The 17769-nt window shown below is 62.9% G+C and carries 21 protein-coding genes and 1 riboswitch; of the genes, 12 read left to right on the top strand and 9 right to left on the bottom strand.

The window, feature by feature from the left end; translation table 11 throughout:
• Nucleotides 1-49: 49 nt before the first annotated feature.
• Nucleotides 50-919, top strand: coding sequence for an AraC family transcriptional regulator (locus tag BH93_RS01050; RefSeq protein WP_037174925.1), 870 nt, complete (start codon nt 50-52; stop codon nt 917-919).
• Between the two features lie 138 nt (nt 920-1057).
• The gene (locus BH93_RS01045; protein WP_037174926.1) at nt 1058-1549 is read left to right on the top strand and encodes a hypothetical protein; all 492 of its coding nucleotides are present in this window, start codon (nt 1058-1060) and stop codon (nt 1547-1549) included.
• Nucleotides 1550-1651: 102 nt separating this feature from the next.
• Here the strand turns inward: BH93_RS01045 and BH93_RS01040 are convergent, their stop codons facing one another.
• Nucleotides 1652-2098, bottom strand: a complete 447-nt coding sequence (locus BH93_RS01040) for a MarR family winged helix-turn-helix transcriptional regulator (RefSeq protein WP_197914521.1) — start codon at nt 2096-2098, stop codon at nt 1652-1654.
• A 57-nt stretch (nt 2099-2155) separates the two neighbouring features.
• Between BH93_RS01040 and BH93_RS01035 the strand changes: the two genes are divergently transcribed.
• Together BH93_RS01035 and BH93_RS01030 are read left to right on the top strand one after the other, a co-directional pair.
• Nucleotides 2156-2683, top strand: coding sequence for a phenolic acid decarboxylase (locus tag BH93_RS01035; RefSeq protein WP_037174929.1), 528 nt, complete (start codon nt 2156-2158; stop codon nt 2681-2683).
• Nucleotide 2684: 1 nt separating this feature from the next.
• Nucleotides 2685-3140, top strand: coding sequence for a DUF3237 domain-containing protein (locus BH93_RS01030; protein WP_037174930.1), 456 nt, complete (start codon nt 2685-2687; stop codon nt 3138-3140).
• Nucleotides 3141-3221: 81 nt separating this feature from the next.
• Here BH93_RS01030 and BH93_RS01025 read toward each other — a convergent pair whose 3' ends face one another.
• The gene (locus tag BH93_RS01025; RefSeq protein ID WP_032401631.1) at nt 3222-3653 is read right to left on the bottom strand and encodes a PPOX class F420-dependent oxidoreductase; all 432 of its coding nucleotides are present in this window, start codon (nt 3651-3653) and stop codon (nt 3222-3224) included.
• Nucleotides 3650-4150, bottom strand: coding sequence for a tetratricopeptide repeat protein (locus BH93_RS01020; RefSeq protein WP_197914519.1), 501 nt, complete (start codon nt 4148-4150; stop codon nt 3650-3652). Before BH93_RS01020 ends, BH93_RS01025 begins: the two co-directional genes overlap by 4 nt.
• A gap of 37 nt (nt 4151-4187) precedes the next feature.
• Between BH93_RS01020 and BH93_RS01015 the strand changes: the two genes are divergently transcribed.
• From BH93_RS01015 to BH93_RS01005, 3 genes are all read left to right on the top strand, one after another.
• Entirely contained in the window at nt 4188-5090 is a 903-nt protein-coding gene (locus BH93_RS01015; RefSeq protein ID WP_037174932.1) for a LysR family transcriptional regulator, read from the top strand.
• 114 nt (nt 5091-5204) lie between these two features.
• Nucleotides 5205-6314 carry an isocitrate/isopropylmalate dehydrogenase family protein gene (locus tag BH93_RS01010; RefSeq protein WP_052065279.1) on the top strand — a complete coding sequence of 370 codons (1110 nt, stop codon included), beginning with the start codon at nt 5205-5207 and terminating at the stop codon, nt 6312-6314.
• A gap of 3 nt (nt 6315-6317) precedes the next feature.
• Complete coding sequence (locus BH93_RS01005) at nt 6318-7634, top strand: CitMHS family transporter (protein WP_037174933.1); 1317 nt, start codon at nt 6318-6320, stop codon at nt 7632-7634.
• Nucleotide 7635: 1 nt separating this feature from the next.
• Here BH93_RS01005 and BH93_RS01000 read toward each other — a convergent pair whose 3' ends face one another.
• Complete coding sequence (locus tag BH93_RS01000; RefSeq protein WP_037174934.1) at nt 7636-8004, bottom strand: glyoxalase; 369 nt, start codon at nt 8002-8004, stop codon at nt 7636-7638.
• 60 nt (nt 8005-8064) lie between these two features.
• Here BH93_RS01000 and BH93_RS00995 point away from each other — a divergent pair, with 60 nt between their 5' ends.
• Nucleotides 8065-8535 carry a nuclear transport factor 2 family protein gene (locus tag BH93_RS00995; protein ID WP_197914517.1) on the top strand — a complete coding sequence of 157 codons (471 nt, stop codon included), beginning with the start codon at nt 8065-8067 and terminating at the stop codon, nt 8533-8535.
• A 119-nt stretch (nt 8536-8654) separates the two neighbouring features.
• On the opposite strand, the gene BH93_RS00990 is transcribed toward BH93_RS00995, so the two are convergent.
• The 4 genes from BH93_RS00990 to BH93_RS00975 form a co-directional block, all read right to left on the bottom strand.
• Nucleotides 8655-9413 carry an ABC transporter ATP-binding protein gene (locus tag BH93_RS00990; RefSeq protein WP_032378793.1) on the bottom strand — a complete coding sequence of 253 codons (759 nt, stop codon included), beginning with the start codon at nt 9411-9413 and terminating at the stop codon, nt 8655-8657.
• Complete coding sequence (locus BH93_RS00985) at nt 9410-10435, bottom strand: FecCD family ABC transporter permease (RefSeq protein ID WP_037174936.1); 1026 nt, start codon at nt 10433-10435, stop codon at nt 9410-9412. The genes BH93_RS00990 and BH93_RS00985 overlap by 4 nt, the downstream gene beginning before the upstream one ends.
• Nucleotides 10432-11460: an ABC transporter substrate-binding protein gene (locus tag BH93_RS00980; RefSeq protein WP_037175192.1), complete on the bottom strand. Its 1029-nt coding sequence runs from the start codon at nt 11458-11460 to the stop codon at nt 10432-10434. The genes BH93_RS00985 and BH93_RS00980 overlap by 4 nt, the downstream gene beginning before the upstream one ends.
• An 18-nt stretch (nt 11461-11478) precedes the next feature.
• Nucleotides 11479-11593: riboswitch (cobalamin riboswitch) on the bottom strand.
• Between the two features lie 43 nt (nt 11594-11636).
• Nucleotides 11637-12836: an MFS transporter gene (locus BH93_RS00975; RefSeq protein ID WP_037174938.1), complete on the bottom strand. Its 1200-nt coding sequence runs from the start codon at nt 12834-12836 to the stop codon at nt 11637-11639.
• Between the two features lie 47 nt (nt 12837-12883).
• Between BH93_RS00975 and BH93_RS00970 the strand changes: the two genes are divergently transcribed.
• The 4 genes from BH93_RS00970 (at nt 12884) to BH93_RS00955 (ending at nt 16519) form a co-directional block, all read left to right on the top strand.
• On the top strand, nt 12884-13933 hold the full coding sequence (locus BH93_RS00970; RefSeq protein WP_242459085.1) for a LacI family DNA-binding transcriptional regulator: 1050 nt from the start codon (nt 12884-12886) through the stop codon (nt 13931-13933).
• A gap of 106 nt (nt 13934-14039) precedes the next feature.
• Complete coding sequence (locus tag BH93_RS00965) at nt 14040-15389, top strand: putative bifunctional diguanylate cyclase/phosphodiesterase (RefSeq protein WP_052065280.1); 1350 nt, start codon at nt 14040-14042, stop codon at nt 15387-15389.
• A gap of 15 nt (nt 15390-15404) precedes the next feature.
• On the top strand, nt 15405-15824 hold the full coding sequence (locus BH93_RS00960) for a TIGR03668 family PPOX class F420-dependent oxidoreductase (protein ID WP_037174941.1): 420 nt from the start codon (nt 15405-15407) through the stop codon (nt 15822-15824).
• 140 nt (nt 15825-15964) lie between these two features.
• Nucleotides 15965-16519: a GNAT family N-acetyltransferase gene (locus BH93_RS00955; protein WP_037175196.1), complete on the top strand. Its 555-nt coding sequence runs from the start codon at nt 15965-15967 to the stop codon at nt 16517-16519.
• Here the strand turns inward: BH93_RS00955 and BH93_RS00950 are convergent.
• A complete protein-coding gene (locus BH93_RS00950) occupies nt 16501-17484 on the bottom strand; it encodes a hypothetical protein (protein WP_037174942.1) in 984 nt (327 codons plus the stop codon). The two genes, BH93_RS00955 and BH93_RS00950, sit on opposite strands and share 19 nt — an antisense overlap.
• Nucleotides 17485-17769 lie beyond the last annotated feature (285 nt).

Genomic DNA, 17769 nt, shown 5'->3' with positions numbered 1-17769 from the left:
CCGTTTCTGCCTATCGTTTCGGTCAGAACGAGGGAAGGTCTGGCGGCACATGCTCGAACGATGGAACGCAGCACTCGACTACATCGAGGACAATCTCGACCACGAGATCGAAACGACCGAGCTCGCCCGCATTGCGCTGACATCGGAGTACCACTTCCGACGCGTGTTCTCGGCTCTTGCCGGGATCCCGCTGTCGCTGTACATCCGAGAACGCCGAATGACATTGGCAGCAGCGGAAATCCTCGACGGACAGGGCGTGCTCGACATTGCGACGAAATACGGATACTCGGCCGATGCATTCACCCGAGCCTTCCGAGATCTGCACGGCGTCACACCGTCTCAGGCACGCCGACCCGGAGCCATCCTTCGTTCCCGACAAGCAGTGACATTCCACCTGACCATCGAAGGACGAAGCACCATGCGATACCGCATCACCGACCTGCCGCCATTCCACATCGTCGGCAAAACCACCCGAATCCCACTTCGGTTCACCGGCGAGAACACCGCAATGACCGAATTCCACCGAAGCCTGGCCCCGGGAACCGGCGACCGACTGCGCGAACTCGCCGACCTGCCCGAACTCCCCCAGATCCTGTTCGTCAGCGACGGCTTCGAACCCGAACGCGAGGACGGCAGTCTCTTCGACTACTACTTCGCCGTCGCCACCACATCGCCCGCACCACCCGAATGGAACACCCTCACCGTCCCCGCATCGACCTGGGCGGTATTCGAAACACGCAGCGATACCGCACTCGCCCCCGCCCTCCAACAACTCTGGGCCGACGCCTTCGGCGAATGGTTCCCCTCCAACCCCTACGAAACAATCCCCGGACCTGAAATCCTCACCGTCACCGAAAACACCTCCGACTGGTCCTCCGGAGCAGGAGAACTGTGGATCCCGATTCGACGAAGTCTCTAGCCATTGCCTCGGTTCTTCTCGCGCACCCCCATTCCCTCGGCACTCAATGTGACCTTCGGTGGCCTTTTCGGGGGTCAATGTCACCTTCGGTGGACTGCGCGAGGGGGTCCGGCATCCAGTTCTCGATAATCTGGCGATATGGGTACGAGTCGACGGCAGGTATTACGTCGTCGATATTTGTCCCTGGGGTTGGGAGAGTTGGCCGCAGCCGGGGTGTTCCTGACGATTGCGCTTGCCATGGTGGTGCCAAGGCTCGACAAGGAAAGCCGTCTAGCGTTGTGGTTCGCGCTGGTCCCTTTGCTGGTCGTGCTGGTGCAAGCAGGAATCTATTGGCTGCTGGCACGCTCCTGGGTCGAGCGTCACCCAATGCCGCCTTCTCTGCGCACTATCTACCGCGCCTTTCGCAGAGTGGACCTCGCGTTGCTGGTCGGCGGTTTACTGGGAGTGATGGTGTGGCTCCCCGACAACCTCGGTACCGGTCTCGGAGTTCTGGCCATCTGGTTCTTCGGGGTCATCGAATACGTCAACTACTTCGCGATTCGACTGTCCTATCCCCCGCGCCTCTGGCTGTCGACCGTGGGCCAGTTGCGCACACCTCGCCTCGTCCGGGATCTGAACACCGGTAGTTGACCCCTCAGAGCACGGGCGCGCAGTGCACTCGATGTGACATCCGGTGGCCTTTTCGGAGGTCAATGTCACATCGAGTGGACTGCACGATCCCGGCCGTTGAAATCAAGAAGGCCGGCGAGCCAAGATCGTCGTCAGGTCGGCCAGAGCTGAAGTTGCCGCAGACAGTGCTCGACGGCCGTCCGGGGTCAGTTCGTCGAGCGCCTCGGAGAGCACCTGAGAGCTGACCGCGTCGTATTCGGCCAAGAGGTGCATTGCCTTCGGTGATGCGGTGAGGGCCGCTCCGCGCAGGTCGTCCGACGAGACCGATCTTTCGACGAGTTCGGCATCAACCATTGCTTTGATCAGATTGCTCACGGTGGACCGAGCGAGGTTCAGGTGTGCGGCGAGGCTCCCCGGGCTCATATACGGCTCAGCGACAAGAGCTCTCATGACCTCGATGTGCGAATCGGGAATGTCTGGTAGTTGCGCGGCTTCTCTCGTCGCACGAAGCAACGAACGTCGCAGCGGTCCCAGTTGTCGACCGAGTTCGATCGCGGTGGAGTGCATCATTCGATGGTCCCACAATTAGTTTTGCCGCAAACATAGTTTTGTGACAAAATGGCTTTCATGAGCGCAGACACCACCGTCCACAACCTTGTTCCGGCTCAAGACCTCAGCGGCATAGTCGGACACCGCTTCATCTACACCTACGCGAACAACTGGCAGTACGAGATGTACGTCAAGAACGCAACCACCATCGACTACCGCATCCACACCGGCATGGTCGGCGGACGATGGGTCAAGAACCAGGAGGTCGATCTCGTCCAACTCGACGACGATGTCTACAAGATCTCCTGGAACGAACCCACAGGAACATCCGTCGTCGTCAACGTCATACCCGGTAAGCGACGTCTGCACGGCACTATCTTCTTCCCTCAGTGGATCGAGCTGGACGGTACGAAAACCGTTCTGTACCAAAATGATCATCTCGACGAGATGCGCGCCTACCGTGATGCCGGACCGACCTACCCCATTTACGTGGTCCCCGAATTCGCCCGCATCACTCTGTTTGAGTACGTCGGCATCGACGACGAGACGATCGTGTCGGTCGCGCCCAGCGATTTGCCCGACGGATTCGCCGACCGAACGAACTGACGTGGGCCCCGAGCTGATCTTCGTCGCACATCTGTCGGTGACCGTGGGCGAACCGATCGACATGGGCGAGGTGGTCGATGGTCACCGTCGCATCGTGCCGATCCTCGGCGGGACCGTCGAGGGCCCTCTACTGCGCGGACGAGTCCTGCCCGGCGGAGCGGATCACCAGATTCTCCGCACGGCCACACTCACCGAGTTGGACGCCAGATACGCGCTCGAGACCGATGCGGGCGAACGAATCGCCGTACACAACATGGGCATGCGAAGTGGTGCCGAAGATGACATCGACGCACTTGTCCGCGGTGAACATGTGCCCCCCGAGCGCATCTACTTCCGAAGCCAACCACGCCTGTCCTCCGCCGCGAGCCGCCTCACTTGGATGAACGAACGACTGTTTCTCGGATCCGGTCAGCGATTGCCGAACTCCGTGGAGTTGGACGTGTATCAGGTCACCTGAGCGGTGCGATGACGTGCACTCAATGTCACCTTCGGTGGCCTTTTCGACCGTCGATGTCACATCTAGTGGACTCGAGGGCGGTCAGGTGAGGGACTGCCCGTAGACGTGGGTCACAGATATCGTCACCAACACTCGTCGGTCGGCGACCATGACTGCTCGGTATTCGTTCCAGTCAGGGTGCTCACCGGCCGCAGCGCGGTAGTAGTCGACCAGAGCCTCGATTTCGGGGCTGTTCGGTGACGTACCCGGGCCGGTGAGGGTGACGGTTCCTTCCGCCGTTGCCCATGCCGTGCCGTCGGCGTTGGTCACTTCGAGAGCGGCACGTGGATCTCGGCGCAAGTTGGCCGTCTTCGCTCGTCCTTCGGTCACCGAGATCCGGATGGTGTCGGCGGCGCGATCGTAGAACGGCGTCACCGGCGACAACTGCGGAAGTCCGCTGGACTTGATGGTGGCCAGCACGCCGATTCGGCTCTGCTCGAGAAGGTCGTGTGGATCGAATGCGCTGTCGGTCATGGATTCCCCTCAGGTCGTGTGGACAACTCGGCCGCGTATGCCCCGATTGCTCGACGATATTTCCCCGTCGCCGGGTTCGCGGCCTGAAGTGCACTTCGTAGCGCCTGTGCCGCATCCCCGATATCCCAGAGAGTCAGCGCCACGAATGCGTCACGTGCAGAGATGTAATCGTTCGAGAACTCGAAATCTCGCAGCACCTGAAGCGCTTCGTGCAATCGCCCCACGTTGCGCAATGAGCTCGCCAACTGGATCCGGGCTTGATTCTCTCGGTCGCCGTCGAGCCCAGCGGACAGGGAGGCTTCGTACAACGGGACCGCACCCGCTTCGTCGCCCAAGAAGTCTTCGAGCGATGCCCGCTCGAACAGCACTCGAGCATCCGAATACGATGTGACCGAAAACAAGTGCTCCATCTCGACTCGCATCCGGACGGGGTCGGCGTCGTCCGCGTCGCGCCAGAACGCCGCTACGGGGTCCACGTTGTCTCCTCCTGTCGTCACGCGCTCCATCGTCGCAGACACCGCCTAGTCTCGACAGATGGATGTGGAACTGTCCCTTCTCAAGTTGCTGGTGGAAATCGACCGCAGTGGGTCGATGACGGCCGCCGCCGAACGGCTCATGTTCACCCCTTCAGCGGTGTCACAGCAGGTCAAGAGGCTCGAGGCCGTCGTCGGAACCCCCGTCCTCGAGCGACACGCGCGCGGAGTGCGCCTCACCGAGGCCGGTCGGCTCGTAGCCGGACGAGCGTCCGCGATCGACACGCAACTGTCTGCCCTGCGCGCCGACCTCGACGATCTACTCGACGCCCGCAGCGGCCACGTCAACCTGGGCGTCTTCCCCTCCTTCGCTGCATCTCTTCTGCCTGATGTCATGGGCGCATTTCGCTCGGCGCACCCGGGGATCGAACTGGGCATACGGTCGTCACGACTGCGCGACCTGCACGCCATGCTGCTGGGACGTGAGGTAGATCTGTCCCTGGCATGGGACTACCCGGAATTGCCGATGGTGGTCGACGACGTCGAGACCGAAGTCATCGCCGACGACGCCACGGTCCTTCTCGTTCCAGCGGGTTGGTCGCGCGGAGGTCCGGTTCTGCTCGAATCGCTCGCAGACGAGCAGTGGATCGTCCGCGCATCGCAGCACCCCATCACCACGATGTTTCGATCATCCTGTCGCAAAGCGGGTTTCGAGCCGAGGGTCCTGGTCGAGTCCAACGACTACATGGAGTCTCAGGCAATGGTGGCCGCCGGGCTGGGACTCACCGTGGCACCCGCCATGACCACTCGCTATCTGCGCGACGGCGTCGACTCCATCGCCCTGGACGAACTGTCGAAACGGCGAATCCTCCTGTGCCGACTCGATCAACGGAAACCGACCCCCGCGACGGACGCCATGAGATCGGTCCTCGTCGCACTGTTCGCAGCCATGAATCTCACTTAAGTCAGATGTAAGAAACAGTCTCTGGTCTTCACGCTCACGGCCCGGCAAGGTATGCCACAGGTCACAACGAGGACCGAGTCCGCAACGGTGCGGACGTGAACACCTGGAGACATCGTGACACCCGGACATTCCGCAGACGCCGCTACCAACACCGTCGACCTGGTGATACTCGCCGGGGACGGCATCGGTCCCGAGATCAGCGTCTCGACGGTCTCGGTCGTCGAGGCCGCGCTCGCACGCAACGGCATCAGCGCTACGTTCACCGACGGCACCATCGGCTTCGACGCACTTCGCGCATCGGGGACGACGATGCCCGACGCAATCGTCGACCTCGCACGCGCAGCCGACGGCGTCGTCCTGGGCCCGGTGTCCCATCTGGACTATCCCCCGACCTCGGAGGGTGGCGTCAACCCGTCTGGAATTCTGCGGCGAAAGTTGGACCTGTACGCCAACATCCGTCCGGCCAGAACCATCTCGGCTCTGCCGAATCCGCTCAACAAGAGTTTCGACCTCGTGATCGCCCGAGAGAACACCGAGGGCTTCTACGCCGATCGCACCATGTTCGCAGGTGGAGGCGAATTCATGCCGACAGAGGACCTTGCCCTCGCCGTCCGAAAAGTGACTCGACGCGGTTCCGAACGGATCGTTCGCCGCGCCTTCGAGCTTGCCCAGACGCGTCGATCGAAGGTCACAGTGGTACACAAGGCCAACGTTCTCAGGCTGAGCGACGGGCTCTTCCTCGAGGCGGCGAGGGCCGTCCGGCAGGACTTTCCCGGCGTCGACTACGAGGAGTTATTGGTGGACGCAGTCGCCGCATTGCTCATCCGTCGACCGGAGTCGTTCGACGTCATCGCCACCACCAACATGTTCGGGGACATCCTGTCCGACGAGGCGACCGAACTCTCGGGCAGCTTGGGGCTGGCAGCGTCGCTCAATGTCGGCGACAGTCATGCCGTTGCGCAAGCCCAGCACGGATCGGCACCCGATATCGCCGGGCAAGGAATCGCCAACCCGGCATCCTTGATCGGTTCGGCAGCCATGCTCCTGGACTGGATCGGTCAGCAGCGGGGCGACGAAAGACTCTCTACAGCCGGACGATCGATTCATCGAGCCATCGACGCAGCCGTGGGCAGGCCCGAGACGCGCACCGCGGACCTCCACGGAACCGCGACCACCGAGCAATTCACGCGCGCGGTGATCGAGCACCTCGATTCGGAGATCTGAATCATGTTGGCAGTACTCGGATTCTTGTCTCTTGCATCCTTCATGCTGGTCGTCATCAAGAAATGGGCGACGGCGCTCGTAGCCGTCGTCACCATCCCCATCGCCGTTCTGCTGATCAGCGGTCAGGGCGCAGCACTGCCCGACATGGTGGCGGAGGGCATCGAAACCGTGGCTCCCACAGCGATTCTTCTGCTCTTCGCCGTTCTGTATTTCGGAATCATGATGGACGCCAAACTCTTCGACCCCATCTCACGTGGCATCATCCGATTGTCCGGCGGGGATCCCGTCAAAATCTGCGTCGGCACAGCGGTTCTGGCACTATTGGTCGCACTCGACGGTGACGGCACGACGTCGTACATGATCATTTGCTCTGCGTTTCTGCCCATCTATCGCAAGCTCGGAATCAACCCCCTGGTGATTGCCACAATTGCCACGATGGCTCTCGGGACGATATCCGGCACCACACCGTGGGGTGGGGCTGCCACCCGAGCGATCAGCGTGCTGCAGATCGATGCCACCGACTACTTCGTGCACATGCTGCCTGCCATGCTGCTGATGTCTGCGGCGATCATCGGGCTTGCGTACCTGTTGGGGCGCAGCGCACGTAAGAAGATTTCCTCGGACCGCATCGCCGAAGTCACCGCACACGTATCCTCTGGTGGGCACCAAAAGGGCTCGGAGGGAACACTTCTGACGAAGGCAACCTGGCGAACCTGGGTCAACGCCGCACTCACGGTCACACTGCTGGTACTGCTGGTGCTGGGAGTTGCAGACCTACTGGTGCTGTTCATGCTCGGGTTCATCATCGTGCTGATCGTGAATCACCCCAAGCCCTCCGATCAGGGCGACGTGATCCGATCGCATGCGGCCAACGCCGTCCCCGTCGTCATATTGGTCCTCGGTGCCGGCGTGTTCACCGGCATCCTCACCGAAACCGGTATGACAACCGCCATGGCAGACGCGCTGATCTCGCTGATTCCGGATGGTGCCGAGGGCATGATCCCTGCCGCAGCAGCACTGATCGGCATACCGTTGAGCTTCTTCATGGCCAACGATGCCTACTTCTTCGGCATCGTGCCGGTCCTCGCGGAATCTGCTGCGCAATACGCCATCCCACCCGAAGAGATGGCGCGCGCCGCAGTGATCGGACAGATGGCTCACTCGATCGGGCCCGCGTCGGCACCGCTGTGGGTTCTGCTCGGCTTGGTCCGCGCATCACTGGGCGACTTCCAGCGCTTCGCATTCCTGTGGGTACTGGCCGCGTCGCTGATGTACATCGTCTTCGCGATACTGACCGGAGCCATCTCGGTGGGTCTGTGATCTATTGTGCTGCTACAAATTCGATGCGATTGCCCACCCCGTCGCTGGTATGGAACCGTCTTCGCCCCGGGATCTCGTCCGAGTCGGCCCAGTCCACCGGATAGCCGGCAGCCAACAACGCCGTAGCAGTCGCATCGACATCGACGACGAAGGCCGGATGAGCCTTCCGCGCCGGCCGGAAGTCGTCCTCGATGCCGACGTGGACCTCACCGTCGGGACCGCCCACCCCCGGCACACGAAACCAACAGCCCCCGCGCACAGCCAACAGCGGCGGCTTCGCGATCTCCTGCCAGCCCAGAGCGCCCACGTAGAACTCACGCTCGCGGTCCTCGCCGCCCGCCGGACATGCGACCTGCACATGGTGAATCATCGAACGAACGTACCGCCATCTCGATTGACACGTCGGTGAACGGTAGGCAAACGTATGGGTATGCAACTGAGATTTCTGGCCGGCGTCTCGACGGCCTTTGCAGTCAAGCTCCTGGTGATGCGAGCGCTGACACTCAAGCTGCAGCGAGACATCGCGGCACTCAACAACGGCGACTACCGACCCCTGCTGTCCTCTTTCCACCGAGATGCAGTGCTCAAATTCGCCGACGGTGACAGCCGCTGGTCTGGTACCCACCGCGGCCGCCCGGCCATCGAAAAGTTCTTCCAGGACTTCGTCGCCGCCGGCATCAAGGGGCAGATCACCGAAATCTACAGCGGCGGGGCACCCTGGCGAATGACCCTGCTCGCGCGCTTCGACGACCACGCCCACACAGCCGAAGGTAGCGAGCTCTACAGCAACCGCACGGTGCTACTGGTCCGCACGAGCTGGGGAAAAATCGTCTCGCAGGAAGACTTCTTCGAGGACACCACACGCATAGACGCATTCGAGAAGAAACTCCGCCAACTCTGAAATCGCCCGCCGATTCCTCCGGTGCACCATTTCCGCCTGCACTCGATGTGACATTTGGTGGCCCTTTCGGGGGTCAATGGCACATCGAGTGGACTCATGGGGCCCGGTAGCGAGAGGAATCAGGGACGTCGGTAGGTCACCTGTGGATAGTTGTCGGCATTCGTGACGCTGGCGTGCACGTTGTACACCGTGCGGACCAGGTGTTCGGTGATCACATTTTCCGGGGTTCCCGATGCCACGATGGTTCCGTTGTTCAGGACGACGATGCGGTCGCAGAACATCGCGGCGAGGTTGAGGTCGTGCAGGGCGATGTAACTGCTCAGAGGTAGGCCTGCGACGAGGGTGAGGATGTCGAGTTGATGTTGGATGTCGAGGTGATTGGTCGGCTCGTCGAGCAGTAGTTCGGTGGGCTGTTGAGCCAGGGCGCGCGCGATCTGGACGCGTTGGCGCTCGCCGCCGGAGAGCGTGTGCCAGCGCCGGGTGGCTTTCGACGCCATGGCGGTGTCGGTCAGTGCTCGGGCTATCGCGATGTCGTCGTCCGCCGCGTCTCCACCGAGGATTCCGTGGTGCGGTATTCGCCCGAGACGCACGACATCGCGGACGCTGATGTCGACGTCGGTGTCGGAGTGTTGGTCGACCATCGCCACGCGCCGGGCCACGCGCCGTCGACGCAACGTACGGAGGCTGTCTCCGTCGAGCAGCACGTCGCCACTGTCGGGGGCGACGATGCCCGCAAGGATTCGTAGCAGGGACGACTTGCCCGATCCGTTGGGGCCGATCAGACCGATGGTCTCCCCCGGTTCCGGCTCGAAGCTGATGCCGTCGAGAATGGGGTGTCCGCTGCGTGTCCATCGAATATCTCTGGCGTGCAGTGTCATCGGGATCTCCTGAGCCGGAACAGAATGAGGGCGAAGGCAGGCACTCCGATCAGTGCAGTGACCACTCCCACGGGAATTTCCTGGGGTGCGAACACTGTTCGGGCAATGGTGTCGACCCAAACCATGAAGATGGCGCCGATGACCACCGTCGTCGGCAATAGTCGACGGTGCCGCGCCCCGACGAGAAAGCGGGCGGCATGCGGGAGGACCAGCCCCACGAAGCCGATTGCCCCTGCCGCGCTGACGAGGGCGGCGGTGATCAATGCAGTGATGACCAGCAACAGGATTCGCACCCATTTCACCGGAACGCCGAGAGATGCGGCCGCGTCGTGCCCGAACGTGAAGGCGTCGAGGGCAGAGGTGTTGAACAGGCACACCGTCATCCCCAACAGCGTGACCGCACCGCACAGTGCCACGTCCGTCCAGTCGGCACCGCTCAGGGAGCCGAGCAGCCAGAACAGCACCCCACGAGTCTGCTCGGCATCGGCCGAAGAGATGACGATGAACGACGTCAGGGCCGAGAACAATTGTGTGCCAGCCACTCCCGCCAGTACGACGCGGTCGTTCCCACCGCCCGCTCCGGCGGCGAGCAGCATCACCAGGACGAACGAGAGCAGCGCACCCGCGAACGCTCCGGTCGACAGTGACAGTGCGCCGCCGCCGACTCCGAGCACAGCTACGACGACGGCGCCGGTGGACGCTCCCGACGAAATTCCCAAGACGAACGGGTCGGCCAGGGGATTGCGCAGCAGCGACTGCATGATTGCGCCGCACAGCGCCAGTCCGGCGCCACACACGGCGGCGAGCAACGTCCTGGGCAGCCGCAGCTCCCAGACGATGCCGTCCTCGATGCGACTGACCTCCGCCGTCCCGATACCGATGTGCCCCAGTATCACTCGATACACATCGGATACCGACACCGACGCCGGGCCGATCGTCACGGCCACCCCGATCGACAGCACCAACACCGCACAACCACCGAGCAGAAGCGGGATCAACAACCCGCGATCGGTTCGGGTCATCGGGTGGTCAGTCCCCAATTCTTCAGAGCTGCAGCCACTTTCTCGACTCCGTCGACGGTACGAATCGACGGGTTGAGGTCGGCACCGTTGACGACGATGTAGCGCTTGTTCTCGACGGCCGTCAGACGGCTCGTGACGGCATTCGATTCGAGGAACTCGATCTTGCTGTCGAGGGCATCTCCTGCGATGCTGCGACGGCTCAGATCCGCGAGAACGAGCGCCGTCGGATTGCGGTCGAGAACACTCTCCCAATTGACCTGGGGCCATTCGTCGGTGGTGTCGGAGTAGATGTTCTCGGCGCCGACAGAATTGGTGATGATGCCCGACGACCCGCAGCACCCCGCCATGTAGGGGGTGTCGGTGTCGGCGAACCAGTACGCCAACGTCGTACCCGAGGCGTCGACCGCACCGGAAGCCTTCGCGAAGCGGTCCTGCAGCTCGCTGACGAAGCGCTCACCGCGGTCGCGCACGTCGAAGATCGCCGCCAGGTCTCGGATCTCCTGATAGACGGTCTCGATCTCGAGCGGCCGGGTGCGAGCACCGTCGGAATTGACGCTCTCGTCGGTCTTTCCGTTGCAGTCGGTCGGTGAGAGGTAGTTCGGTACACCGAGTCGATCGAACTGGCTTCGGTCGGCGACACCCCCCGGACCGAGGGTCCCGCCGAAGGAGGCAGACACGAAATCGGGCTCGGTGTCCAGCACGACCTCGAGTGACGGCTTGTTGTCGGCCAGTCTCGGAACCTTCGCGTTGTCCGCTTCGAGATCGGAGCGAACCGGGTCCGTCCACGTGGCGGTGCCCACCATTCGGTCGGCCAGTCCCAGGGAGAGGAGGATTTCCGTCGAGCTCTGATTCAGCGACACTGCGCGTTGCGGCGGTGCGTCGACGACGACCTCGCGGCCGCAATTCTCGATGGTCAGCGGATAAGTGCCGGTCGTCGGAGTGGCCGCGTCGGTGGTCGCCGCGGACGAACAACCGGCGAGAACAAGGATGGAGACAGCGCCTAGGACGGCGAGAGTGGTGCGCATCGTCAGAGCTTCCTGCTGAGGGCTCGTGTCGCGGAGCCGCGGATGGAGGTGAATCACGACGTCCGAGCATTCGGACTTCGAGCTCTCACCCGTCACCGTTGCGCGCCAGCTCCGGAATTGCACCGGATTCCCTCGTTCGTCGCGTGCTGACCCTATCGTGCGGGGTACCGCAACGGTCAGCGTGTCGCTGCTGTCACCGGCTCCTGTGCGTGGGCTCGCGGGAAAGTGTTGCGCGCCAGTAGAACCACCGCCAGGGCGCCGGCAACCAGGACCGTTGCAGCAGCGGTGACGGCCACGATGCCACTGACATCGACGACGACACCGCCCACCAGGGCGCCGGTGGCGATGGCCAGTTGGAACGCGACCACGTAGATCGCCGACGCCTTGTCCGCGTCGGCCGGTGCCGCCCGCACCACCGCAGATTGAATGCACACCGGGAGCGTGGTGAATGCCAGCCCCCACAACGCGATGGCCACGACGGCGAACACGGCGAAGCTGCCCGGTGCTCCACTGAGCGTGCACCACAGAATCGCCACCGCGACGGCAACTGCACCGAGGGCAGCGATGGTGGAGTGACGGGGCCAACGGTCGTACGTTCTGCCGATCACCCAGATGCCGACCACTCCGAACAGGCCGTACAGCATCAACATCAGCGTCAGTGTGGTTCCGGCCGAACCGATTGCCCGATCGACGATCAGAGCGAAATAGGTGTACGCGGCGAAATGACCGAGGACGGCCAGAAACGTCACACCACACAGAATCGCCAGGGTGCCGTCGAGCACCCGCGGTGTCGTTTTTTTGTCCGAAACCGTGCGGCTGACCGGCAGGGAGGGAAGTACGAAATACAGCGCCACCGCGATGGCAGCCGCGACTATCCCGAGAATCGTTGCAGCGGTGCGCCATCCGAGCCATTGACCCAGGGCAGCGGTGAGCGGATTGCCGGCAACCAATGCCAACGAGGTGCCCGCGTATACCGTGGCGATGGCCTTGCCCTGCTTGCCGGGTAACGCCAGCGACGCTGCGACGGGCGCAACGACGGCCCAGAATATGCCGTGCGTTGCGGCACAGAGCATTCGCGAGATCACCAACATCGGATAGCCGACGGACACTGCGGAGAGCAGTTGCGAGAGTGCCAGCGCGGCAACGGTGATCACGACGACTCGGCGACGTGGCCACTCGCGCACGAACCTGATCAGCGGCATCGTCATCACAGCGACGCCGTAGGCGTAGAAGGTCAGCAGGAGCCCGACGGCCGCTTCGCTGACACCGAGATCGCCGGATATCTCCGGGAGCAAGCCCACGGGCAGGGTTTCCGCCGTGACGTAGATGAAGGCGGCCGCGGCGAGCACGAGAAGCTTCGGTAGTGGTGACGACATGCTGTGTATCGTTACACAACATGGCGGTATCGCGCTACAGTTGCCCGGTGAACACTCGGGTGACCATGGCGGACGTCGCCGCGGCGGCAGGCGTCTCCACCATGAGCGTGTCGTACACCTACAACCAACCGAACCGCGTTTCGGAGACCACCAAGGACCGCGTCCACGCAGCAGCGGCGCATCTCGGTTACACCGGTCCCAACCGCGCGGCCCGCTCGTTGCGGAGCGGCAAGCACAACAGCATCGGCGTCGTACTCGGAGAAAAGCTGACCTATGCCTTCGAGGATCCGCAGGCTCGACGCTTCCTGTCGGGTATCGCCGACGCGTGTCTCGACGCCGACACCGCGCTCGTGATGCTTCCGAACCTGCATCGCGACAAGGATATTGCTCGAATCCGTGACGCCCAGGTCGACGGATACGTGGTGTGGACCACCGAGATCGCCGACCCCCTCCTCGACGTACTCGTCGACACCGGCCGTCCGACGTGCATCCAGGGTGGGCCCGACCATCCGGGTCTGGAGTGGATCACCATCGACGACCGCGCAGCGGCCGACGCCGTGGCCACTGTTGCGCTGAAGGACCGACTACACCCGGCGATCGTGGCCCTTCGACCCGATTCGCTACGCACGTCGACCGTCGTACGCGGCGCGGACCCGTCGGCCGCCTCGATGCCGGTGACGCGCGCTCGACTGGACGGTTATCGCGACGCGTGCCTGCGCGTGGGTATCGACTGGTCGACGGTGCCGACTCTGTTCACCACCCACAACGCGCGCGCAGAGGGTGATCGCGCCGCGCGACTGTTGTTGCAGGACAACGTCATCGACACCTTGCTCGTGATGAGCGACGAACTCGCACTCGGAGCTCTCGACGCTGCAGCGGCGTCCGGTGTCGAGATTCCATCACGGCTGGCCGTCACTGGATGGGACGACTCCAGCGCTGCAGCGGCCGCGGGGTTGACCACGGTGGCGCAGTCCTTGTTCGACCAGGGACGCTCGGCGGCTCGGTGGGCACTCGGGCTCGACGACTCCGTGGACGCCGCGGCCTGGAAGGTCGAAGAACGAGGCTCGACAGGAGCCGAAACGGGCCACAAACCGTGAACAGCGTGATCTAATAGGTCATAAAAAGGGGATGTCCCCGGTTTATAGCGTTAAAGCAAACTCTCAGCTAGTATCCGTTGTGGCTATCCGGCCATGAGGGGGAACAGTGAGCCGAGAGCACGACGCGCCGCCCCGTCATGTCGCCGCCCGCCACGATGCGCTGACCGGACTTGCGAGCCGTGACGAGATTCTTGCCCTCATCACCGCAGAATTCGATTGCCGGAGCTCGGACCGCCACTTCAGCGTCCTGCTGGTCGACATCGATGGATTCCGAGAATTCAACGACGCACTCGGGCCGGCCCAAGGTGACGAACTGCTGTGCATGATCGCCGACCGACTCACCGCGTCTCTGCGCCCCGGCGACACCATCGGCCGACTCGCCGGCGACGAATTCGTCGTCATCGCACGCCGATGCCACTCCATCGCCGCCCGGGCAATGGCCGCGGGATTCGCGAGCATCTTCGAGCCCGCCTTCGAGCTCGGCAATCGGCAACTGACCCTCACGGCCAGCGTCGGAGTCGCCTCCAGTACCGACACAGACATCAGCGCAACGCAATTGGTTCACAATGCCACCGCAGCGATGCACGCAGCGAAGGCCGTCGGGCGAAACAAGCATCACGTCTTCACCGACGAGTTGCACAACACCAACCGCACCCGACTGGAACTCATCGAACGGCTCCGCGGCGTCGCCATGGTCGAGCGTGAGCTGACGATGGCCTATCAGCCCATCGTCGAACTGGCGACGGGAACCGTGGTCGGCGCGGAAGCGCTCATCCGATGGAACCACCCCGAACTCGGCCTGCTGATGCCCGATACCTTCATACCCCTCGCCGAAGACGCCGACCTCATCGTCCCACTGAGCATGTGGATCATCGCCGAGGTCGCGGGCACGATAGCCGATTGGCAGGCCCGCGACATCCACCTCCAGATCGGGGTGAACGTCAGCCCGGCACACTTCGCCACCGGAACCCTCGCCACGGACGTCATCGACATCGTCGACACCTATCGCATCGAACCCGGACGGCTTGCGCTCGAACTCGCCGAATCGCAGACACTGCACGATCTCGATGCAGTGCACTACCAACTTCGCGACGTCCAACGCCACGGCGTTCTCATCGCCATCGACGATTTCGGCAGCGGCTTCTCCTCCCTCGAGCGACTCGCTACCCTTCCCGTCGACATCCTCAAGATCGACAAATCTCTCACCCAACACCTCGACAGCGACAACCTGCACCGGCGCCGCGCCATGACCACGCTGTGTACCGCCCTCGTCGACGTCACGTCCACCCTCGGCAAAGACACCGTCATCGAGGGAATCGAGACCGCGGAACAACTCCAGATCTGCACCGACATGGGCGTAACGTTCGGCCAAGGACACCTGCTCGGACGCCCCATGTCCAGTGCGGCACTCGAACAATTCATCGCCCGACACAGCACCCACAGCGAATCCGCATAACCCGAGGAACCGAACGTGAAGATCGACAACGAAGTTCAGCGCTTCACCGACGCACCCCGAGCTCAGCTCTCCACCATCAACCCCGACGGCACACCACACCTGGTACCGATCGTGTTCGCCGTCACGGACACCGGCGACCGCATCGTCACCGCCATCGACTGGAAGCCCAAAACCACCCAGAAACTCCAGCGACTGGACAACATCCGCGCCGACTCCGCCGTCAGCCTCATCGTCGACCACTACACCGACGACTGGTCCCAACTCTGGTGGATCCGCGCCGACGGAAACGCCCACATCGCCGAATCCTCCAGCACCGACGGCACAGCGGCCATAGACGCCCTGGTCGCGAAATACAGTCAATACAAGAACAACAGACCTGAGGGCCCGGTGATCATTATCGAAAAACTGTCCTGGCGATCCTGGTCCGCTTCCTGACACGCGATCGGCTCGTCCACTCAATGTGACATCCGGTGGCCTTTTCGACCGTCGATGACACATCGAGTGGACAGGACAGCGGACGAACGTGCAACGAAATTCGTTCGCCGATATGCCTCGCAGTCGTCAGACTGATCACTATGGTCGCTGCGCCTCCCGATTGGATCGAGACCGAACGCCTCGTGATTCGTCGTGAGTCGGCGCACGATTCCGTCATCGTTGCCGATGCGATCGCTCGCAATCACACGCGGCTACTTCCGTGGATGGGGTGGGTGACGGATGAATCTGCCCAGGTCGCTACGCAGGTTGCTCGTATCGCAGACGCGCGTGAGCAATGGGACGCCGGCGAGATGTTCGACTACGGGATCTTCGACCTGGTCGACGGGTCCTTCATGGGCAAGATCGGTATGCATCGCAGAATCGGTCCGCACGGAATCGAATTGGGGTACTGGCTCGACGCCGAGGCCGAAGGACGTGGAGTGATGACGGAGGCGACCGCGGCGCTCGTGCGGGAGGCACTCGAACTCGACGGCATCACGCGGGTCGAAATCCATTGCGATGCAGCGAATTCGAGGAGCCAGGCCGTACCCGAGAGGCTCGGTTTCGCCCTGGACCGCATCGAGCATCGATCGATCGCGGCGGCATCCGAAACCGGCCGACACATGGTGTGGGTGTATCAGCCGGATCGTCGGTAGGTCCGGTCCGGTGTCGGGCGCACCCTGACGTTGGGACGCTCCCGTGCTTTGGCCTGCTCGTAACGTGACCGCAGGTCCGACAGCACCCGTTCCGGATCGTCGCGTATGTCGCTCGGAAGGTGTGTCACCACGATGAGGCCGGCGTTCTGCGCTCGCTCGCGTCTCTCCACAGTCGCTCTGTGGGCCGTTGGCGACAGGTGGTACTCGAGCGAGTCGATCTCCCAGTCCAATGCAACGTCGTCGAGCCAATTGTCGGCGATCAAGAGAAATTTTCCCTGCGCGTCGTAGACAGCCACGTTGTGTTGCATCGCCGGAAGTCCGCTGCGTCGATACAGCTTCTGGGCTTGGGCTTCGGCCACAGAATGTGCGCCCGCAGCCAGTTCCCGCAACACTCGCCGGGGCATCGCAGTCCCTCGGGTGCTGCCGGCGTCGAGTTCCTTCATGATCGCGTCCACGGTGGCCGCTCCCCGCTGAACGACGCTCGCAATCAGACCCATGCACTGTTCGGTATTCCTCATCCGCCGAACCGCATCGCACAGGCACCGAACAACCGGCGCGACGCGCAGCCCCGACTTGATCTCCGGGGTCGGCATCCGCCACGTACGCTCCACCGCTGCGAAACCCACGGACTTGCGATGCTGCGACTCGGGAATGAGTGCAAACGTTTCATCGAACGACCCGGCCGACCCCAATCCATGCAACGCCAACCCGGCCCGACCGCTGATCACGGCATCGCGTCCGCAGTAGATCGACACTGCAGTCGCTCGTTCCATCGGCGTCAACGACCGGTTCTTCAAGAACACCAGTCCGGGCAGCGCCCGAGACCAGATGCCGTCGGGCAGGGTGCGTCGAACAATTGTCTTCGACGCCACCCCGAGCTCCAGCAGATGCGACGTCCGCACCAATCCACGGTCCGACGCAGCCGCGATCACCTTCGCATCGATCTTTGCGCCGCCCCGCTTCATACCCCTGATGGTGCTCTGCCCGCACGGGCGCAATCTCACTAAACGACGGTGAACGTGCTGGGCTGTGGATAACTCACACCCTGTGGACAAACGCCTGACCCTCCGATGCCGCACCGGGCGATGGTGATCCCACAATCGGCGTCCAGTCGGGAGTCAGGGGCCACTCGATGTGACATTGACCGTCGAAAAGGCCACCGTCGGTCACATTGAGTGGCGAGCGGGGTGGGAATCCGTCGCCTGACTCGGGGCTGACGGGGATACCGTCTACCTTGCATAGGTGCATTC

This window comes from Rhodococcoides fascians A25f, from assembly GCF_000760935.2.
In the GTDB taxonomy this organism is placed as follows: domain Bacteria; phylum Actinomycetota; class Actinomycetes; order Mycobacteriales; family Mycobacteriaceae; genus Rhodococcoides.
The sequence above is the reverse complement of the archived record's forward strand: the minus strand, read 5'-3'. Positions and strand labels throughout refer to the sequence as shown.

What these genes read in the sequence shown, in the direction of transcription:
- BH93_RS01050 (WP_037174925.1), top strand. Translation starts at nt 50, where the DNA reads ATGCTCGAACGATGGAACGCAGCACTCGACTACATCGAGGACAATCTC.
- BH93_RS01045 (WP_037174926.1), top strand. Translation starts at nt 1,058, where the DNA reads ATGGGTACGAGTCGACGGCAGGTATTACGTCGTCGATATTTGTCCCTG.
- BH93_RS01040 (WP_197914521.1), bottom strand. Translation starts at nt 2,098, where the DNA reads ATGATGCACTCCACCGCGATCGAACTCGGTCGACAACTGGGACCGCTG.
- BH93_RS01035 (WP_037174929.1), top strand. Translation starts at nt 2,156, where the DNA reads ATGAGCGCAGACACCACCGTCCACAACCTTGTTCCGGCTCAAGACCTC.
- BH93_RS01025 (WP_032401631.1), bottom strand. Translation starts at nt 3,653, where the DNA reads ATGACCGACAGCGCATTCGATCCACACGACCTTCTCGAGCAGAGCCGA.
- BH93_RS01015 (WP_037174932.1), top strand. Translation starts at nt 4,188, where the DNA reads ATGGATGTGGAACTGTCCCTTCTCAAGTTGCTGGTGGAAATCGACCGC.
- BH93_RS01005 (WP_037174933.1), top strand. Translation starts at nt 6,318, where the DNA reads ATGTTGGCAGTACTCGGATTCTTGTCTCTTGCATCCTTCATGCTGGTC.
- BH93_RS01000 (WP_037174934.1), bottom strand. Translation starts at nt 8,004, where the DNA reads ATGATTCACCATGTGCAGGTCGCATGTCCGGCGGGCGGCGAGGACCGC.
- BH93_RS00995 (WP_197914517.1), top strand. Translation starts at nt 8,065, where the DNA reads ATGCAACTGAGATTTCTGGCCGGCGTCTCGACGGCCTTTGCAGTCAAG.
- BH93_RS00990 (WP_032378793.1), bottom strand. Translation starts at nt 9,413, where the DNA reads ATGACACTGCACGCCAGAGATATTCGATGGACACGCAGCGGACACCCC.
- BH93_RS00985 (WP_037174936.1), bottom strand. Translation starts at nt 10,435, where the DNA reads ATGACCCGAACCGATCGCGGGTTGTTGATCCCGCTTCTGCTCGGTGGT.
- BH93_RS00980 (WP_037175192.1), bottom strand. Translation starts at nt 11,460, where the DNA reads ATGCGCACCACTCTCGCCGTCCTAGGCGCTGTCTCCATCCTTGTTCTC.
- BH93_RS00975 (WP_037174938.1), bottom strand. Translation starts at nt 12,836, where the DNA reads ATGTCGTCACCACTACCGAAGCTTCTCGTGCTCGCCGCGGCCGCCTTC.
- BH93_RS00955 (WP_037175196.1), top strand. Translation starts at nt 15,965, where the DNA reads ATGGTCGCTGCGCCTCCCGATTGGATCGAGACCGAACGCCTCGTGATT.
- BH93_RS00950 (WP_037174942.1), bottom strand. Translation starts at nt 17,484, where the DNA reads ATGAAGCGGGGCGGCGCAAAGATCGATGCGAAGGTGATCGCGGCTGCG.